Raw genomic sequence first — 17666 nt, 5'->3', positions numbered from 1 at the left:
ATCAATGTTGAGTGAGCGTACTAAGCGACGCAGTGGCCGCGGGCGGCCTCCAGCAGTTCGTACCAGGCTTCTCTGGGCAGCGTTTCCGGGCCGTCCAGCATATCGGCAATACGCTCCGGTTTCACGCTGCCTACGACCGGTACTGGGCGGCCGGGCAGGGTGCGGAGCCAGGCCAGCGCCAGCGCGCCGGGTGTGCTGTTAAGCTCGCCTGCTAAACGGTTCAATACGCGGCTCACTTCACCCTGCATCAGTTGGCCGCCCGCCAGCGGAGACCACGCCATGGGCGCCTGGCCATCGGTGTTCAGGTCGTCGAAGCTGCCGTCGAACAGCGGCGCGCTATGGGCAATGGAAAGCTCGATTTGGTTGGCGCGTAGCGGGTGGTGCATATGGCGTTGCAGCCTGCGCCACTGGCTGGGTAGATGGTTGGAAATCCCCGCCGCGCCGATTTTGCCTGCCTCTATGGCGTCATCCAGCGCATGGCCTGTTGCGGCGGCGTCCATCAGCAGGTCCGGGCGGTGAATCAGAAAGTGATCCAGACGCTCGACGCCCAGGCGGCCCAGCGCATCGTCAATGGCGCGGCCCAAGTAGTCCGGGCTGGCATTGTAGTGCTTGACCTTACCGGAACCGGGGGCCGGGTTGTCGTTGGCGATGCTGGCTTTGGTAACGACATTCAACCGCTTGGCCAGTGCCGGGCGGGCGCGCAGCGCTTGGCCAAACAGTGTTTCGCATGCTCCGTTGCCGTAAATGTCGGCATGGTCGAACCAGTGCAAGCCCTGCTCTAAGCGAGCTTCGATCCAGTCGGCCAAATGGCTCGCCTGGTGCATCTCTTGCTCTTCATGCAGGCGCATCATGCCGAGTACGAACGGCACGTCAAAGGTCACAGCAGCCATGGCGTTTCCCACCAATTAAAAGACTTCTTCGTTATGCAGCGCTTCGGCGGCACCCAGCAGGCCGGTCCATGGGTGAGTCACAATCCACACCGGGATGTCGGCGTTGTAAGCGCCCATGCGCCCTTTATTGACGAAACTTGCGCGCAGCTCACACTTGGGCAGCCAGTCCAACAGGCGGGGCAGAATGCCGCCGCAGAGATACACGCCGCCGCGCGCACCCATGGTCAGGGTGGCATCGCCGCACACGTCGCCGAGAATTTTCAAAAAGCGCAGCAGGGTAGCCGTGGCCAGGTCATCGCCCTGGTTGGCCGCTTGGGTCACCTCGGCGGGGGTCTCGCAGCGCGGCGTTTGGCCTTCCAGGGTGCAGTGGGCTTGGTATAGCTCTAGCAGCCCCTGGCCGCACAGAATGCGCTCGACGCTCACCCGCTGGTGGCGCTGTAAGAACACGTCCAGCAGCGCGCGTTCGGTGGTGTCGGTAGGCGCAAAGGTGACGTGGCCGCCCTCGGTCGGCAGCGGAATCCAGGCGTGCTGGCCGGGGAACACCCCGGCCACGCCCAAACCTGTACCGGGGCCGATGACCAAGCGGGTCGAGTGCGACTGGGCTTCCCCAGGCTGCACTTCCACCAGGTTATCTTCCCCTACGTGGGGTACGCCCAACGCCTGGGCGGTGAAGTCATTGATGACTTTGAACAGCGACAGATTCAGCGCCTGCTGAACGTCGCTTTTCATAAAGTCCCAATGGTTGTTGGTCATCTTTACCCGCTCGGCGTGCACCGGGCAGGCGAACGCCAAGCAGGCTTCTTGCGGGGCGTTATCGCCCGTTGCGCCTACCCGAGCGAGATAGTCCTGAATCGCTTCGATCACGCCGGGGTAATCGGCGCAGGGTAGGTTAAGAATGTCGTGGGGCGTGACTTCGCCCGGCGTGACCAACGCCAGACGAGCATTCGTGCCGCCAATGTCCCCGATTAATGCCGGTCGCATCAGGCGTCCTCTTGAAAAATCTGACCTTCTTGACGAGCGAGATCGTCGGCTTCGAAGCCGCCCAACGAGCCCGCGCCCTCTTCGCCGCGCATTGCCAAGTGGCGGAAGCCCGAGAACAGCTCGCGGCCCAGGCCCACATGGTAGTGATCCAAATTGGCGACAACGAGCTCACGCTCGGCCCAGGTGGCGGCGTCTACTTTGGCTTCCAACGTGCCGGCGTTGGCATCCAGGCGTACCACGTCACCATCGCGCAGCTTGGCCAGCGGGCCGCCGTCGAGCGCTTCCGGGCTCATATGGATGGAGGCGGGCACTTTGCCCGATGCGCCAGACATGCGGCCATCGGTGACGAGGGCAACTTTGAAGCCACGGTCCTGGAGTACGCCCAGGAAGGGGGTGAGTTTGTGCAGTTCGGGCATGCCGTTGGCTTTGGGGCCTTGGAAGCGAACCACCACAATGACGTCGCGGTCCAGGTCGCCCGACTCAAACGCCGCTTTCATTTCGTTCTGATCCTCGAAGATCTTCACCGGCGCTTCTACTACACGGTGCTCTTCGGCTACCGCCGAGACTTTGATGACGCCACGTCCCAGGTTGCCTTTCATCACGGTCAGGCCGCCGGTGGGGGCGAAGGGTGTAGCGACCGGGCGCAGCACTTCTTCGTCCAGGCTGTTTTCCGGGCCTTCGCGCCAGACCACTTTGCCATCTTCCAGGAAGGGCTCTTGGGTGTAAGCGGTCAGGTCGGTGCCAAACACGGTGGGAATATCGCCGTGGAGCAGGCCCGCGCCTAGCAGTTCGCGGAACAGGTAGCTCATGCCGCCCGCGGCCTGGAAGTGGTTGATGTCTGCTTGGCCGTTCGGGTACACCTTCATCAGGCTGGGGGTGACCGCTGACAGATCGGTGAAGTCATCCCAGTTGAGGGTAATGCCCGCCGCTGCCGCCATAGCAATCAGGTGCATGGTATGGTTGGTCGAACCACCGGAGGCCAGCAGGCCGACCACGGCGTTGACGATGGCGCGCTCGTCGATCTGCTTATAGAACGGACGGTACTCGCCGCCGGGTTCGGTGTTGCGAATGGCCTGCTCGGTGGCGTAGCGGGTGAGCGCTTCGCGCATCTCGGTGCCCGGGTTGACGAACGAGGTACCCGGCAGGTGCAGGCCCATCACTTCCATCATCAGCTGATTGGAGTTGGCGGTGCCGTAGAAGGTGCAGGTGCCGGGGCTGTGGTAAGAGTCGGATTCCGCCTGCAGCAGCTCCTCGCGGCCCACCTTGCCTTCGGCGTAGAGCTGGCGAATGCGCGCTTTCTCTTTGTTCGGCAAGCCGCTTGGCATCGGGCCTGCGGGTACGAACATGGCGGGCAAGTGACCAAAACGCGCCGCGCCGATGAATAGTCCGGGAACGATTTTATCGCATACGCCGAGGTAAAGAGCGGCATCAAACATGTTGTGCGACAGGCCCACGGCGGTGGCCATGGCAATCACATCGCGGGAGAACAGCGAGAGTTCCATGCCCGGCTGGCCTTGGGTTACGCCATCGCACATGGCGGGTACGCCACCGGCAAACTGCGCGGTAGAACCCATGGCGCGGGCGGCCGCTTTGATGGTTTCCGGGAAGGTTTCGAACGGCTGGTGGGCCGAGAGCATGTCGTTGTACGAAGAAATAATCCCTAGGTTGGCGCTGTTCATCAGCTTCAGGGAGTCTTTCTCCTGGGCGCTACAGGCAGCAAAGCCGTGGGCCAGGTTGCCGCAGGAGAGCTCGGCACGATGCACGCCACGCTTGTGCTGGTCGGCCATGCGGCGCTCGTAGAGAGCGCGGCGCTCGGCAGAGCGTTCACGAATACGTTGGGTAACCTTAGCAACCGTAGGATTGAGTGTGGCGGGTGTTGAACCAGGCATAGAGACCTCTGCATGTGTAGAGACGGTGAATCCAGATTTGTAGTTATTTTACATCTTGTGGCGTCGATATAAGAGACTTTACGGCAATAAAAACGCTATTTATAGATTAAGCTGTAGTTTTATTACCCGAAAGGATGAGCCGGATGATCCCAGCGTCCAGCCCATGATAGCCAAAAAGCGCTCATGGGCCGAACGCGCCTGCTCAGGAGTCGACCTCGTCGCTGCTGATATGGAACAGCATGGCATACAGGGTGGGTACGGCAATCAGCGTCAGCAGCGAGGCAAACGCCAGGCCGCCCATGATGGTCACCGCCATGCTGTTGAAGAAGGCGTCGGCCAAAAGCGGCAGCATGCCGAGGATGGTGGTACCAGCGGCCAGGAAGACCGGCCGCAAGCGGCTGATGCTGGCGTCCACCAGAGCAGAAAAGCGCGCCTTGCCCTCCTTGATCTGCCCATCGATCTCGTCCACCAGCACGATGGCGTTTTTCATCAGCATGCCCGACAGGCTGAGCATGCCCAGCAGGGCGGTAAACGAGAAGGGCAGGCCGGTCACCAGCAGGCCAATCACCACGCCACACACCGACATGGGCACCACCAGCCAGATGATCAGCGGCTGCTTGAGCTTGCCAAACAGCAAAATCGAGGTCAGCAGCATCACCAGCAGGCTGATGGGCAACTGCTGGGCCAGCGCCTCCTGGGCATCGCCGGAATCCTCGTGTTCACCTCCCCAGCTCAGCTGGTAGCCCGGTGGCAGCGTCATGGCCTCGATCTCTTCGCGAATGCCGCCGAAGGCCTGGGCGGCGGTATAGCCCTCGGCGGGGTCGGCCCCGACGGTCAACGTGCGCACCCGGTTGCGGCGTTGAATCAGCGCTTCCTCGCTATCGGTATCGAAGGAGGAGACCACCTGGCTGATGGGCACGAAGCGCTGCTGCGCGGCGCTCCACACGTTGCGGTTTTCCAGCAGCGCCACATCGTCCCGTTCGGCCGCCGGGGGGCGGGCGACGATGGGCAGCAGGTGCTCGCCTTCACGGTAGGTGCCTGCCCGAATGCCCGACGAGGCAAACTGCAGGGTCTGGGTGATGTCTTCACGACTGACCCCGGCAATGCGTGCGCGCTCCTCGTTGATGCGCGGGCGCACTACCAGCTCCTGCTGGCGCCAGTCGGTGCGCTGGTCGATCAGGTAGGGGCTGTCGGCCATGATGCGCTGGGCCTGGTCGGCCAGCGAGCGCAGCACTTCCGGGGAGGGCCCCTGAAAGCGCGCTTCGATGTCTGCGCCATCGCCCGGGCCGAACTGCAGCCGCTGGGTGCGTACCTGCGCGCTGGGAAACGCTTCGTTCAGCTCTCGGTAGAAGCGCTGGTCCAGCGCGGGAATGGCATCCAGGTCTTCGGTGCGCACGATGAACTGGGCATAGGCGGTGTTGGGCTGCTCCGGGGCGTAGGTGAGCATGAAGCGGGTAGCGCCCTGGCCGATGAAGCTGGCCACCGATACCACGTCCTCCTGCTCCAGGATATACGCCTCGATATCGGCGGCGTAGTCGGCGGTCGAGCGAATGTCGGTGCCCTGGGGTAGCTCCACATTGACGAAGAACAGCGGCGTATTGGAGTCCGGAAAGAACGACTGGGGAATCAGGCTGAAGGCCCACAGGCACACGGCGGTGATCAGCACCAGCGCGCTGACGGTGATGATGCGCATGCCCAGCGCCAACAGCAGCACCCGGCGATAGGCGCGATAGAGCAGGCCGCCGTACAGCTCGCGCTTGCTGGGCTCGTCGTCGTCCTCCTCGTTCTCCTCGTTCTCGTGCTGGCGCTCGCCTGCTTGCTGCTCGTCAGCGGACTGATCCTCGTCGTCGCCTTTCTGGCGCAGCAGGTAGTAGCCAAACAGCGGGGTGACGGTGATCGCCAGCAGCCAGCTCAGCATCAGGGACACCAGAATGACCATGAACAGCGAGTAGAGAAATTCGCCGGTGACATCGTCCGACAGGCCAATACCGGCAAAGGCCATGATGCCGATCACCGTGGCGCCCAGTAGCGGCAGCTGGGCACGCTTGGCGGCGCTGCCTGCAGCCTCCTTGGCGCGCTGGCCGCGCTTGATGTTGGTGACCATGCCTTCGGCGACCACGATGGCGTTATCCACCAGCATGCCCATGGCGATGATCAGCGCCCCCAGCGAGATACGCTCCATCTCGATGTTTAACAGCCCCATGAACAGCAGGGTGCCCAGCACGGTGAGCAGCAGGGTACTGCCGACCACCACGCCGATGCGCCAGCCCATGGCCAGGCACAGCACCCCGATCACGATGGCCACCGACATGGCCAGGTTGAGCAGGAAGTCGTTGATGGCATCGTTGACCACATGGTGCTGTTCGTAGAGAGGATGTAGCTCTACGCCCAGCGGCAGGCGGCTTTTCAGCTCTTCCATGCGGGCTTCGACGGCTTCGCCCACTTCGATGATGTTGTCGTTGGCGGCGCCCGCAATGCCGAGCGTGAAGGCATCCTCGCCGTTATAGCGAATCAGCTGGTTGGGCTGGTCGCTGGGCTCGCGGTAGACGGTGGCGATATCCATCAGCGACACCTGTTCGGTGGTGCCGGGGCGGCCGATGCGGATGGCTTCGATCAGCGCGGTGCTGTCGATGTCGCTACGCGCCACCAGCCGCACCTGGCGTTCCCCTACCCGCAGGCTGCCCGCGTTTTCCACGGCGTTTTCGGTCTGGATGGTGTTGATGACCTGATTGATGGGAATGCCCAGGGTGGTCAGGCGCTCGTTGGAGATGTCGATGTAGATGGTCTCTTCCCGCTCGCCTGCGGTGGTCACCCTGGCCACGCCGGGTACTGCCAGCAGCTCGCGCTGAAGAAACGTCGAAATGTCGCGGATCTCCCGCGTGGTGAGCCCATCGGCCGTGACCGCATAGAAAAGGCCGTACACTTCACCGAAATCGTCGTTGACCTGGGAGCCCAGCACCCCCTCGGGCAGGTCGCCCTGGGCATCGTTGATCTTGTTGCGCAGCTCATCCCAGATTTGCGGCAGTTCGTGGCTGCTGTAGCTGGAGTGGACTTCCACCTGGATTTCCGAGCGCCCAGGTAGCGACTTCGACTTGATGACGTCGATCTGCTCCATCTCCTGGATGGCGCGCTCCAGACGTTCGGTGACCTCCTCTTCCACTTCCACGGCGGTGGCGCCGGGGTAGGGCGTATTGATGATGGCGTTGGGGATGGTGAAGGCGGGGTCTTCGAGTTTGCCCACCGTATTGAATCCCCAGATACCGCCCAACAGGCAGATCACCACGATCAGCCAGGTATTGAGAGGCCGTTCGATGGACAGCTTGGCGATGTTCATGGCGGCTCCTAGAGGGCGTTATCCAGCGGTTTGACGCGCATGCCGTCGCGCAGCAGGTGTACCCCGGCCGCCGCAATCGACTCGCCAGGCTGAACGCCTGCCACCAGCATCACGGCGTCGTCGCTCAGCTCACCCACGGTGACCTCCCGGGGCGATACCGTGCCCTCGTCGGGGTCGTAGACCCACACGCGAAAATCACCGCTCTCGGTGGTGTCCAGGGCGCTGGCTGGAATCATCATCACCCCGGACACCAGCCGCTCGGCGGGCTCGATGAACACGGTGGCCGTGGTGCCGGGCAGCGCCACCAGGTGCTCGCCTTGGGCGGGCGCGAACTCCACCTGATAGGTCTGGGCGACCTCGTCGGGCTCGGTGATGTGTTCGCGGTACTCCAGCGCAATGCGCTCGCCGGGCAGCGTGGCGATCTCGGCTTCGGCGTTGAAACCGTGTTCGCCATCGAGATGCTGCATCAGCGCTTCGGGCACGTTGATGCGAATGCGCAGCTCCGAGATGTCCTGAATACGGACGACTTCGGCATTGGGCGGCAGCGTGGTGTGGTTTTCCACCAGGCGGCGGGCAATCAGCGCATCAAAGGGCGCGTACAATGAGGTGTAGGCCAGCTCCTGGCGGGCGCTCTCCAGCTGGGTAGCGGCCAGCTCGGCATCAGTGCGGGCCGCTTCCAGCACCGAGGCGGAGACGGCGTTATGGCGATACAGATTTTCCTGCCGCTGCAGATGCTGGCGGGCCTGGGACAATTCCGCCTCTGCGGCGCGCACCTGCAGAGCGTAATCGGTTTGATCGAGCTGGGCGATCAGCTCGCCTTTGGCCAGCGTGGTGCCCTGTACGGCTGGAAAGGTGGTCAGGCGGCCGCCCACCTGAAAGGCCAGATTGACGGTGCTCACGGCATCGACGCGACCCACAAAACGACGGCCCGAAAAGGCCTGCTGCTGGCCAGTCTCAAACAGTTTGACCACCTGAGCCGGAGGCTCGGGGGGCTCTTCGGCGTCTCTGCAACCTGCCAATAACGTCACGCATGCCAGCAACCCGGCCAGAGTGGGTAGCCACTTCCCCTTGCGGATGAACCTCATTCAATGCCTCCCTGCAAGTCAATGGGGGATCACGGTGGTGTGATGTATCCCCTGTTTCGTTAGTCTCCTATAATAGGTACTCTTAGCCACTTCGAACAGGTGTTTGGTTAAACGCCGCCCTAAATCGGTATTCACCCGAACTGCAAGGATGATCAGCGTGCACAGGAATCGCCCGTGGGGCCCCCGCCTCAAACCGTTCACCACTGCCTCGGCGCTGGCCTTGCTGCTGGCAGGCTGTGCGGTCGGCCCGGAGTATCAAACGCCCGACATTGAGCTGCCGGAGAGCTGGCCTGCCCATATCACTCTGGAGCAGCAGGCCCGTGACGACTGGCACCGCTGGTGGCAGCGCTTCGAAGACCCGGCGCTGAACCGGCTGGTCGAGCGCGCCAGCGAAGATAATCTCGAACTGGCGATTCAGTTGGCGCGCATTCGCGAGGCCCGGGCCCAGCTGGGGTTTGCCGATGCCGAGCGCTTTCCCACCGTGGGCTATCAGGCCGAAGCCAACCGTGAGCGCACTCCGGGGGCGGCGCTGCCCATCGATGTTCAGCCCGTGCAGGAGCTGCTGACCTCCACCAACAACGTGCAGGAGCTGCTGACCTCCACCAACAACCAGTACTCCCTGGCCGCTAGCCTGGAGTATGAAATCGACCTGTGGGGGCGGCTGGCCAACCAGCGCGCTGCGGCCATGGCCGCCCTGCAGGAGAGCCTGTTTGCCAGAGACGCCGCCGAGCTGGGCGTGATCGGTGACGTGGTCACCACCTACGTCAGCCTGAAAAGTGCCGAAGCCCAGCAAGCGCTGATGGAGGAGACCCTGGCCGCGTACCAGGAGACCTATCGCCTTCAGGCGCTGCGCTTCGAGCATGGCGACATCAGCGAACTGGAACTGCGCCAGGCCGAAGCCGAGTGGCGCAACCTGCAGGCAGAGCTGCCGTCGCTCAAGCAGCAGGTGGAAACCCTGCGCGGGGCCCTGGGCACGCTGGTGGGCATGTCCCCTGATGAGCTGCTGACTACCCTGGACACCGGCACGTCGCGGCTGGATGACCTGGCCCAGCCGGTGGGCATACCTGCCGTGATGCCGTCGGCGATGCTCCAGCGCAGGCCCGACATTCGCTCGGCAGAAGCGGCGCTGATCGCGGCCACCGCCCAGATCGGCGTGGCCGAGGCCAACCGCCTGCCGTCGCTCAATCTCAGCTCCTTTTTGGGCACTGCGGCCGCCAGCACCAGTGATCTGTTCAGCGATGTGGCCCGCACCTGGGGCGTCGGGGCCTCGGTGATGGGGCCGCTGTTCGACTTCGGTCGTAGCCAGTCCGGGGTGGAAAGCGCTGAAGCGCTGGCCGAACAGGCCGAAGCGCAGTATCGCCTGACCGTGCTGACCGCTTTCAACGAAGTGCGCGATGCGCTCTACAGCTACGACTTCAGCGAGCGACGGCTGGCCGCCATCGACGAACAGCTGGAGGCCGTTGCCCGTACCCGGGAGCTGGCCGTGCTGATGTACGACCAGGGGCAGGTGAGCCAGCTGGAGCGCCTGGACGCCGAACGCAACCTGCTCTCGGCCCGTTTGGCCCAGGCCGGTGCGCGCCGTGAACAGCTGGCGGCCACGGCCACGCTGTTCAAGGCGCTGGGGGGTGGCTGGCAGGAAACCCCCGTTTACTGATTGCCGGTACGGTAACCACAGCCCGGGCGGCTCCGCTGGCCGCCCGCATCTGTTACCATGCTGCGCTTGCGATCACTTCATCTCTGGTTTTGCTGCCACTGGAGCTGCCATGCCTCCCTGCGCGTCCTCTGCTGCCGCTTCTGACTCCCTTGCCGCTTACCCCTGGCTGCCTGATATCGGCCCCGTCGATGCCGCCGCCGCTGAGCGCACTCGTGCCTACCTCGATACCTTGACCAAGCCGCCCGGCAGCCTGGGCAGGCTCGAAGCGCTGGCGATTCAGCTCAGCGCCATCACGGGCAGCGCCCGCCCTCGGGTGGATAGCCCTGCCGTGGTGGTGTTTGCCGCCGACCATGGCGTGGCCGCTGAAGGCGTGTCGGCGTTTCCACAGGAGGTGACCGCGCAGATGGTCGCCAACTTCGTTCAGCAGGGCGCGGCCATCAACGTGTTTGCCCGCCAGCTGGGAGCTCGGGTGGACGTGGTGGATGTCGGTGTGGCGTCGCCGCGACCGCTGCCGGGAGCCACCGATGCCCGCGTGCGTTCGGGCACGGCCAACATGCTGCACCACGACGCCATGCCGCTGGACGACGCGCGCCAGGCCATGCAGGCCGGCATGGCAGCGGTCGAGCGGGCCGTACAGGCGGGGGCCAATGGGCTCATCGTGGGCGAAATGGGTATCGCCAACACCACCGCCAGCAGCGCCATGCTGGCGGCCTTGCTAGGGGTGCCTGCCGCCCAGATGGTGGGGGCGGGCACCGGTATCGACAGCACCCAGCAGGCCCACAAGGCGGCGGTTATCGAGCGGGCGCTGGCCAATCGCCAGGCGAATCCTGACGACCCGCTGGAGGTGTTGTGCAAGCTGGGCGGCCTGGAAATTGCCGCCATGGCGGGTGCGTACCTGGCGGCGGCGGCCCACCGCGTGCCTGCGGTGGTGGATGGCTTCATTGCCACGGTGGCGGCCCTGACCGCCTGCCGCATGGCCCCGGCACTGTGCGACTACCTGGTGTTTGGCCACCGTTCGGCGGAGCCGGGCCACGTCCTGGCGCTGGAAGCCCTGGCGGCGCAGCCGCTGCTGGCCCTGGAAATGCGCCTGGGCGAGGGCAGTGGGGCGGCGCTGGCTTACCCGCTGCTACAGGCTGCCGCCGCTATGCTCAGTGACATGGCCACGTTCTCCCAGGCGGGGGTGAGTGGCAAGGCACCATGAGCCTCGACTTGCTGAGCCTGCCCGCTCTGGCCGGATGGGGCGCGCTGGCCATCGTCATCGATTTGATCGTGGGGGACCCGCGCGCGCTGCCCCACCCGGTGGTGATCATCGGCAAGGCGATTAGCGCCCTGGAGCACCGCTGGAACAAAGGCAGCCCCCAGCGGCGGCGCCTGTTGGGCGGGTGCCTTACCCTGGTGGTGGTGCTGGGCACCTTGTCGGTGGCCTGGCTGGGGCTTGCGCTGTTGTCGTGGGTGCACCCCTGGCTGGGGCTGGCCGCCGAGCTGTGGCTGCTGGCCACCACGCTGGCCATCAAGGGGCTGGCGGATGCCGGGCGGGCCATTGCCGCCCCGTTGCGGCAGGGCGATTTGCCCGGCGCGCGGCAGGCGCTGTCCAGAGTGGTGGGGCGTGATACCCAGGCTCTGGATGAAGCCGAGATTACCCGGGGCGCGGTGGAAACCGTGGCGGAAAACACCGTCGATGGCATTACCTCGCCGCTGCTGTTTGCGCTGCTGGGGGGCGCGCCGCTGGCGCTGGCCTACAAGGCCATCAATACGCTGGACTCCATGGTGGGCTACCGGAACGAGCGCTACGGCGACTTCGGCTACGCCTCGGCCAGGCTGGACGACCTTGCCAACTGGCTGCCTGCCCGGCTGACCGCCCTGTGCCTGTGGCTGGCGGGCGTGCTGTATGGGGTGTTTCACCTCTCACCTCTGCGCTGGCGGGGCGCCCTGGCGGCCACCTGGCGCGAAGCGCCCCGCCATCCAAGCCCCAACGCGGGTTGGCCCGAGGCGATGGTGGCGAATTTGCTGGGCGTCCAGTTGGGCGGCACCAACGTCTACCAGGGGCAAGTATCACACCGGGCCACGCTGGGCACCGCCCATGATTTACTGAAAGCCAGCCACATCACTACCACGATTTGGCTGATGCACGGGGCCTGGCTGCTGTTCTTCCTGCTGCTGCTCTTCCTGCAGCTGTGCCTCGTGATGGCTACGGGGGCCGGGTGATGCGCGACCAGCCCGGCAACCTGCCTCTCCATCATTGGCCAAGCCACGGTGGCCAGGCCGCCGCGCTGCTGCAGCGCTTTGGCCTGCCTGCCGACCACCCGCTGGAAGATATCAGCGCCAACCTGAACCCGCTGGGCCCGCCCGGCTGGGTAACCGGCTACCTGGCCCAGCGCCTGGCTGGGCTGGGCCGCTACCCCGAACCGGACTACCGCGCCGCCAGGCAGGCGATTGCCGAACACGCAGGCGTGGAGCCGGGGCAGGTACTGCTCACCAACGGCGGTGCGGAGGCCATCTTTCTGGCGGCGGCGCACCACGCTGGCCAGCAGGCGCTGATCGTCACTCCTACCTTTGGCGAGTATGCCCGGGCCTGCAACGCCCACGGTGTGCGCATCAGCGAGCTTGGCCTGTTGCCGGGCACCTTCGACCCGCCCGCGGCCGCGTTGCTGCAGGCGGCAGCCAGCGCTGATGTTGTGTTCGTCTGCCGCCCCAACAACCCCACCGGCACGCTGCTGCCCGTGGCGCTTATCGAGGCGCTGCTGGACGCCTTGAAACCGGGGGCCTCGCTGGTGGTGGATGAAGCCTTCATCGACCTGGCATTGGAGGCTGCACCGCTGACTCCGCTGCTCCAACGCTACCCGGCGTTGATCCTGCTGCGCTCCATGACCAAATTCTTTACCCTGCCGGGCCTGCGGCTGGGCTACGTGCTGGCCGATGAGGGGCGTATCGCTCAGCTTCAGGCGCAGCAACCGCCCTGGAGCGTCAATCATCTGGCTGCTGAACTGGTGCCGCCGCTGCTGGCGGATGAGGGCTTTGCCCGGCGTACCCACCAGTGGTTGGCCCGTGAGCAGCCACGCATGGGCGCTGCCCTGGCCGCGCTGGGGCTGGAGGTGGTGCCCAGCCACAGCTGCTTTCATCTGGTGCGGCCTGGGGCCGCCCAGCGGCAGCGGGGCATTTCCAGTATCGTGCTGCTTGAGCGCCTGCTTCACCAAGGTATGCTGGCGCGACATACCCATGGTTTTGCTGGCCTGAAGGGTGGTTGGCTAAGGCTGGCGCTACGTGATGGTGTGACCAATGATCGGTTGTCAAAGGTGCTGAATGATTGTCTTTGTTAGTGGAGGGGCTCGGTCGGGCAAGAGCCTGGTGGCGGAGCAGTGTGTTCAGCAGTACGCCGACGGCAAGACGTGTTACTACGTGGCCACCGCCGACATCTACGACAGCGAAATGGCCGAACGGGTAGGCCATCATCAGGCCCGCCGCGCCAACCACTGGGTCACCCTGGAAGCCCCGCTCAACATCGAACAGGCCGTGGCCCAGGTGCCCAACGACCATGCCGCCCTGTTGGACTGCCTGACCCTCTGGGCCAGCCAGGTGATGTTCAATACCCAGGAGGACGCCGCGCCGGTCAGTGAAACAGAAGCCTTTGCGCTGTTGGTGCGTGCGCTTCACGATGCCCGCCGCCGGGGGGTGACGCTGGTGGTGGTCTCCAACGATCTCAACGAAGCGCCCTTGCCTGCCTCGGCAGAGGTGTGGCGCTACGTGGAATTCCTGCAAAAGCTGCACCGCTGGCTGGCGGCCCAGGCCGACCAAGTGCTGGAGGTGGTGGCCGGGCAGTCCATCGAATGGAAGGCGGCTGGTGCACCATGAAAAACGCCCTCTACGGCATGCTGTTGGCGCTGCAGTTTCTGACGCGCCTGCCGATCCCCGTTGCCTGCCCCTGGACACCGGCCACCCGGCGCTGGGCCATTCGCGCCTACCCGCTGGTGGGCCTGATGGTGGGAGCGCTGCTGGCCTGTGTCGCCCTGCTGTTGGGCCAGTGGCAAACCCCATCGCCCATCACGGCGCTGGTACTGCTTAGCCTGTGGGTGGCCATTTCCGGTGGCCTGCACTTGGATGGCGTGATGGATCTGGCCGATGCGCTGGGTAGCAACCAGCCGCTGGAACGGCGCTGGGAGATCATGAAAGACCCACAAATCGGCAGCTTCGGTATGTTAGCGCTGCTGTTTTTGCTGGCCTGGAAGGGCGTGCTGCTCTGGGCGCTGCTGCAGTATCACGCGCCGCTGTGGTGGCTGATGGTGGTGCCCGCGTTGGGGCGTTGGGCGGGAGTCGCGCTACTTGTACTGACCCCATGCGCCCACTCACGCGGCCTGGCCTGGAGCTGGCAGCAGTCGCTCAGCTGCCGCGATGTTGGGCTAGCGCTGGTGCCGCTGCTACCGCTGGTGTTGGTATGGCCCGCGATGGCGCTATGGCTGGTCGCAGTCGCGTGTTGGTTAGCGCTGACGCGTGCGGCACTGCTGCGTCTATTTAACGGCATTAACGGCGATATGGTCGGTGCCACCATTGAAGGAGGAGAGCTTTGGCTACTGGTCTTAATGTGGAGTTGGTGGCAGTTCGCCACGGTATCACCGCCTGGAATTTAGAGCGCCGTTACCAGGGCCAGCGGGATATTCCGCTGCTGTTTCCCGATGCGGAGGAAGGGCTGCTAACGCTTCGGAAAGCCCTGATGGATGAACGCTTTGACGCGATTTATGCCAGTGACCTTGGCCGCTGCCAGCAAACGCTGGCGTGGTCACAAGCAGCAAAACCGGGTATACCCGTCTATGCCGAACCGCGCCTACGGGAGCTCGATTTTGGCGAGTACGAAGGCAAGGTTTACGATGAATTAAAAGAATTGCCGCACTATCGCGCCTGGATTGATAGCGCCGGAGAGCTGCAAATTCCCGGTGGAGAGTCTTCTGGCCAGCTGCGCGAACGCCTAGATGCTTGGCTCGACGATGTCGCGGCACACACTCAGCAGTATGGCTATCAAAAAGTGTTAGTGGTGACCCACGGCGGTGTGATTCGTGAGCTACGCCGCCGTTTTGAAACCCTCGATTTTTGGGAGGGAATTGTGCATCAGGCCCAAGGACGGCGCTGGCAGCTCGCGTATCAGGCAGGTGAGGATGGAAAAGGAGAATGGCAATGCAACTATTCATCGGCGGTGCCAGTGCAGGTAAGCGCGACGCTGTAAAACAACGCTTCCCCAGTGCGGTATGGTGGCGCTTAGCCCCTGGCCAGCGCCTTCATGAGGTCGCCCACGTCATGCTACCGAATACGCCGCTGGTGCTCCACGGCTTGTTTGAGTGGCTCACCGCCGCGCAGGATTCTGACTTCAGCAGCGACGAGTGGCGAGCCCAGTGGCGGGAAGATTTACAGCGCCTAAACCAAACCGCCGCAGAGGATAACGTCACGCTGGTGATTATTGCCAACGAACTGGGTCGTGGCCTGGTGCCCATCGCCCGAGACCAGCGCCGCCTGCGCGATTTAAGCGGCTGGTTCACCCAGGATGCCGCCGCCCACGCTGAGCAGGTATGGTACGTGCGCCACGGCCTATTACAGGCGCTGAAAGGCTAGACGGTAAATTGACCAACCTCTAACAAGTTGCTAGTTTACGCGCACTCTCAGGTGCTGGTGGCACTAACGCCATCAATTAAACGGGAAGTTGGTGAACGTTTTTTGTGAATCCAACGCTGCCCCCGCAACGGTGATCGAGATAAGAACGGCTAGAGACGCCACTGTGCTTACGCATGGGAAGGTGGTCGTTCGGAAAGGTATGGCGCTTACGTTAAGCCGCCCCTTTCGCTCGTCAGCCCGGAGACCGGCCTAAGAGTGACGGCTAAAAAAGCCAAAGATTACCGGCATGCGGAGGGCATGTGCAGGGCGAATACCAGTGGCTTTCAGCCGCTGTTTTCCCTTGTGTGCCCCTGCCCGGCCACTAAAAACACGCTGTGCGGGTGAGCACAGTGAGCAAGGGACCTTTCATGAACCACCGTTTTCACACCACCGCCACACGGGCGGCATTTGCGATGGCAGCACTGCCGCTGGCCATCTCCTTTTCAGCCCAGGCCCAGTACGCCGAAGCGACCACGGAATTAGCGGCGCTTGATCCTGTCGTTGTCACCGCTGCATTAGCGCCCCGCACCGCCAATGAAAGCCTCTCATCCGTTAGCGTGCTGGATGAAGCTACTTTTCGCCGCCAAGACCCCACCAGCCTAACCGATCTTCTACGCGGCCAGCCGGGCGTTGATGTCACCAGCAACGGCAGTTTTGGTAAAAGCGGCAGCGTTTCTTTGCGTGGTGCGCCCGGCGATGCAAACGTGCTAATGATAGATGGCATTCGGCTGCGTTCAGCCACAGCGGGTAGTGCCGCTTTTCAGTATTTAGATCCTCGTATGTTTGACCGCGCGGAAATCGTGCGCGGCCCGCGGGGTAGTCTTTACGGCGCGGATGCCGTTGGCGGCGTGATACAGCTCTTTACCCCTGATGGTGACGAACAAGGCCCGCAACCCAATATTTCCATCGGCGGTGGTTCATTCAATACCCAGCGGGTAAGTGCCGGTATTTCTGGACGCGAAGGCGGCACGCGCTACAGTTTTGCCGGTAGCCATTTCAATACCGACGGCCAGCCCATTCGTCGCGGTGGCGAAGACAAAGGCTACGACAACACCTCGGCGCTGGCCCGTGTTGCACACACCTTCGAGAGTGGCGCTGAAGTGGGCGTGCTGGCGCTGCGCGCTCGCGGCCACAACGAATATGATGGCGGTGAGAATGACTTCGTTCAGCAGGTGGCGGGTATTTACGGTGAGCTACCGGTAACTACTACCTGGCGCAGTCGGTTAACGCTAAGCGAAGCCCGCGATGAGCTGGACACGATGGATAACTTCGGTGGGTCGGTGATTGATACCCGCACCCAAACCGCTCGCTGGCAAAACAACATCCAGCTCGGCGCCCATGAGGTAATCGCGGGCGCTGAAATTAGCGAAGACCGCGTTTCAAGCACCAATGAGTTTGAGGTCACCAGTCGCGATAACACCGCGGTATTTACGCAAGCGCTGCTCGACTTTTCGCCGTTTGCTATTCAGGCAAGCCTGCGTTACGACGACAACGAGGCCTATGGCGATGAAGTGACCGGCAGCTTGGCGCTGGGCTACGAACTGGATAACTACCATACGCTGCGCGCCAGTATAGGCACGGCGTTTAAAGCCCCGAGTTTTAATGACCTCTATTGGCCGAACTCTGGCAACCCTGATCTCAATCCCGAAAAATCTGAAACCGTTGAAGTGGGCGTTCGCGGCCAGTACAGCTACAGCCAGTGGTTCTGGGACGTGGCCGTCTTCCAAAACGACTACGACGACCTGATTGCCTGGGCGCCGACGCCAAGCGGTTTGTGGGCGCCACAAAACGTCAATAATGCGCGTATTCGCGGTGCTGAGCTTTCAAGCGGCGTAGAAGTCAACGACTGGGTACTGCAAGCTGCCTATACCTACCTGGACCCGGAAGATCAGGAAACAGGCAATCGACTAGCCCGCCGTGCTAGCCAAAGTGTGCGGCTAGATGCTGACCGCGAGCTTGGCGATTGGTCATTGGGAGGGTCGTTAGTAGCACAAGGTTACCGCTATGATAATGCCTCTAATACTCAGCGATTGGGTGGCTATGGGTTGGTTAATCTACGTGCGGGATGGCAGTTTGCACCGCTTTGGACGGCCCGTGTTACGGTAGAAAATGCCTTTGATAAAGAGTATGAAACCTCGCGTGACTACATCAACGCAGGCCGAGCAGGGTTCTTAAGTGTTCACTTTGGCCAGTAGCCAA

Annotated in this window: 14 protein-coding genes and 1 riboswitch; of the genes, 9 read left to right on the top strand and 5 right to left on the bottom strand. The window is 63.3% G+C overall.

The annotated features are described in order from the left end of the window. Nucleotides 1-20: 20 nt before the first annotated feature. The 5 genes from NH344_RS08870 to NH344_RS08850 all read right to left on the bottom strand — a co-directional run bounded on the left by NH344_RS08870 (nt 21) and on the right by NH344_RS08850 (nt 8179). Nucleotides 21-890 (bottom strand): aldo/keto reductase, encoded by an 870-nt coding sequence (locus NH344_RS08870; RefSeq protein ID WP_172416085.1) that lies wholly within the window; start codon nt 888-890, stop codon nt 21-23. A gap of 15 nt (nt 891-905) precedes the next feature. Further along, complete coding sequence (glk, locus tag NH344_RS08865; RefSeq protein ID WP_230834783.1) at nt 906-1871, bottom strand: glucokinase; 966 nt, start codon at nt 1869-1871, stop codon at nt 906-908. Beyond that, the gene (gene edd / locus NH344_RS08860; RefSeq protein ID WP_253027791.1) at nt 1871-3760 is read right to left on the bottom strand and encodes a phosphogluconate dehydratase; all 1890 of its coding nucleotides are present in this window, start codon (nt 3758-3760) and stop codon (nt 1871-1873) included. The genes glk and edd overlap by 1 nt, the downstream gene beginning before the upstream one ends. 202 nt (nt 3761-3962) lie before the next feature. Next, nucleotides 3963-7094 carry an efflux RND transporter permease subunit gene (locus NH344_RS08855; protein ID WP_044629363.1) on the bottom strand — a complete coding sequence of 1044 codons (3132 nt, stop codon included), beginning with the start codon at nt 7092-7094 and terminating at the stop codon, nt 3963-3965. Nucleotides 7095-7102: 8 nt separating this feature from the next. Then, nucleotides 7103-8179 (bottom strand): efflux RND transporter periplasmic adaptor subunit, encoded by a 1077-nt coding sequence (locus NH344_RS08850; RefSeq protein ID WP_052509936.1) that lies wholly within the window; start codon nt 8177-8179, stop codon nt 7103-7105. A gap of 157 nt (nt 8180-8336) precedes the next feature. Between NH344_RS08850 and NH344_RS08845 the strand changes: the two genes are divergently transcribed. The 9 genes from NH344_RS08845 (at nt 8337) to NH344_RS08805 (ending at nt 17662) form a co-directional block, all read left to right on the top strand. Next, entirely contained in the window at nt 8337-9833 is a 1497-nt protein-coding gene (locus NH344_RS08845; RefSeq protein WP_205408433.1) for an efflux transporter outer membrane subunit, read from the top strand. A gap of 109 nt (nt 9834-9942) precedes the next feature. Next, nucleotides 9943-11034 (top strand): nicotinate-nucleotide--dimethylbenzimidazole phosphoribosyltransferase, encoded by a 1092-nt coding sequence (gene cobT / locus NH344_RS08840; RefSeq protein WP_044629361.1) that lies wholly within the window; start codon nt 9943-9945, stop codon nt 11032-11034. After that, nucleotides 11031-12038 (top strand): adenosylcobinamide-phosphate synthase CbiB, encoded by a 1008-nt coding sequence (gene cbiB / locus NH344_RS08835; RefSeq protein WP_253027790.1) that lies wholly within the window; start codon nt 11031-11033, stop codon nt 12036-12038. Before cobT ends, cbiB begins: the two co-directional genes overlap by 4 nt. Next, on the top strand, nt 12038-13150 hold the full coding sequence (gene cobD / locus NH344_RS08830) for a threonine-phosphate decarboxylase CobD (RefSeq protein ID WP_044629359.1): 1113 nt from the start codon (nt 12038-12040) through the stop codon (nt 13148-13150). The genes cbiB and cobD overlap by 1 nt, the downstream gene beginning before the upstream one ends. Continuing rightward, nucleotides 13134-13682, top strand: a complete 549-nt coding sequence (locus NH344_RS08825; RefSeq protein WP_228168870.1) for a bifunctional adenosylcobinamide kinase/adenosylcobinamide-phosphate guanylyltransferase — start codon at nt 13134-13136, stop codon at nt 13680-13682. Before cobD ends, NH344_RS08825 begins: the two co-directional genes overlap by 17 nt. Beyond that, the gene (gene cobS / locus NH344_RS08820; protein WP_253027789.1) at nt 13679-14455 is read left to right on the top strand and encodes an adenosylcobinamide-GDP ribazoletransferase; all 777 of its coding nucleotides are present in this window, start codon (nt 13679-13681) and stop codon (nt 14453-14455) included. Before NH344_RS08825 ends, cobS begins: the two co-directional genes overlap by 4 nt. Next, a complete protein-coding gene (locus NH344_RS08815) occupies nt 14392-15045 on the top strand; it encodes a histidine phosphatase family protein (RefSeq protein ID WP_058578362.1) in 654 nt (217 codons plus the stop codon). The genes cobS and NH344_RS08815 overlap by 64 nt, the downstream gene beginning before the upstream one ends. Further along, on the top strand, nt 14997-15428 hold the full coding sequence (locus tag NH344_RS08810; protein WP_044629356.1) for a bifunctional adenosylcobinamide kinase/adenosylcobinamide-phosphate guanylyltransferase: 432 nt from the start codon (nt 14997-14999) through the stop codon (nt 15426-15428). Before NH344_RS08815 ends, NH344_RS08810 begins: the two co-directional genes overlap by 49 nt. A gap of 32 nt (nt 15429-15460) precedes the next feature. Then, a riboswitch (cobalamin riboswitch) is annotated at nt 15461-15696 on the top strand. A 139-nt stretch (nt 15697-15835) separates the two neighbouring features. Next, a complete protein-coding gene (locus tag NH344_RS08805) occupies nt 15836-17662 on the top strand; it encodes a TonB-dependent receptor (protein ID WP_253027788.1) in 1827 nt (608 codons plus the stop codon). Nucleotides 17663-17666: the final 4 nt, after the last annotated feature.

Origin of the sequence: Halomonas sp. Ps84H-12 (assembly GCF_024124725.1) — a bacterium.
GTDB lineage: Bacteria > Pseudomonadota > Gammaproteobacteria > Pseudomonadales > Halomonadaceae > Vreelandella > Vreelandella aquamarina.
Note: the sequence above shows the minus strand (reverse complement) of the source record. Positions and strands in the feature narration are given on the sequence as shown.

What these genes read in the sequence shown, in the direction of transcription:
- NH344_RS08870 (WP_172416085.1), bottom strand. Translation starts at nt 890, where the DNA reads ATGGCTGCTGTGACCTTTGACGTGCCGTTCGTACTCGGCATGATGCGC.
- glk (WP_230834783.1), bottom strand. Translation starts at nt 1,871, where the DNA reads ATGCGACCGGCATTAATCGGGGACATTGGCGGCACGAATGCTCGTCTG.
- edd (WP_253027791.1), bottom strand. Translation starts at nt 3,760, where the DNA reads ATGCCTGGTTCAACACCCGCCACACTCAATCCTACGGTTGCTAAGGTT.
- NH344_RS08855 (WP_044629363.1), bottom strand. Translation starts at nt 7,094, where the DNA reads ATGAACATCGCCAAGCTGTCCATCGAACGGCCTCTCAATACCTGGCTG.
- NH344_RS08850 (WP_052509936.1), bottom strand. Translation starts at nt 8,179, where the DNA reads ATGAGGTTCATCCGCAAGGGGAAGTGGCTACCCACTCTGGCCGGGTTG.
- cobT (WP_044629361.1), top strand. Translation starts at nt 9,943, where the DNA reads ATGCCTCCCTGCGCGTCCTCTGCTGCCGCTTCTGACTCCCTTGCCGCT.
- cbiB (WP_253027790.1), top strand. Translation starts at nt 11,031, where the DNA reads ATGAGCCTCGACTTGCTGAGCCTGCCCGCTCTGGCCGGATGGGGCGCG.
- cobD (WP_044629359.1), top strand. Translation starts at nt 12,038, where the DNA reads ATGCGCGACCAGCCCGGCAACCTGCCTCTCCATCATTGGCCAAGCCAC.
- NH344_RS08825 (WP_228168870.1), top strand. Translation starts at nt 13,134, where the DNA reads ATGATTGTCTTTGTTAGTGGAGGGGCTCGGTCGGGCAAGAGCCTGGTG.
- cobS (WP_253027789.1), top strand. Translation starts at nt 13,679, where the DNA reads ATGAAAAACGCCCTCTACGGCATGCTGTTGGCGCTGCAGTTTCTGACG.
- NH344_RS08810 (WP_044629356.1), top strand. Translation starts at nt 14,997, where the DNA reads ATGCAACTATTCATCGGCGGTGCCAGTGCAGGTAAGCGCGACGCTGTA.
- NH344_RS08805 (WP_253027788.1), top strand. Translation starts at nt 15,836, where the DNA reads ATGAACCACCGTTTTCACACCACCGCCACACGGGCGGCATTTGCGATG.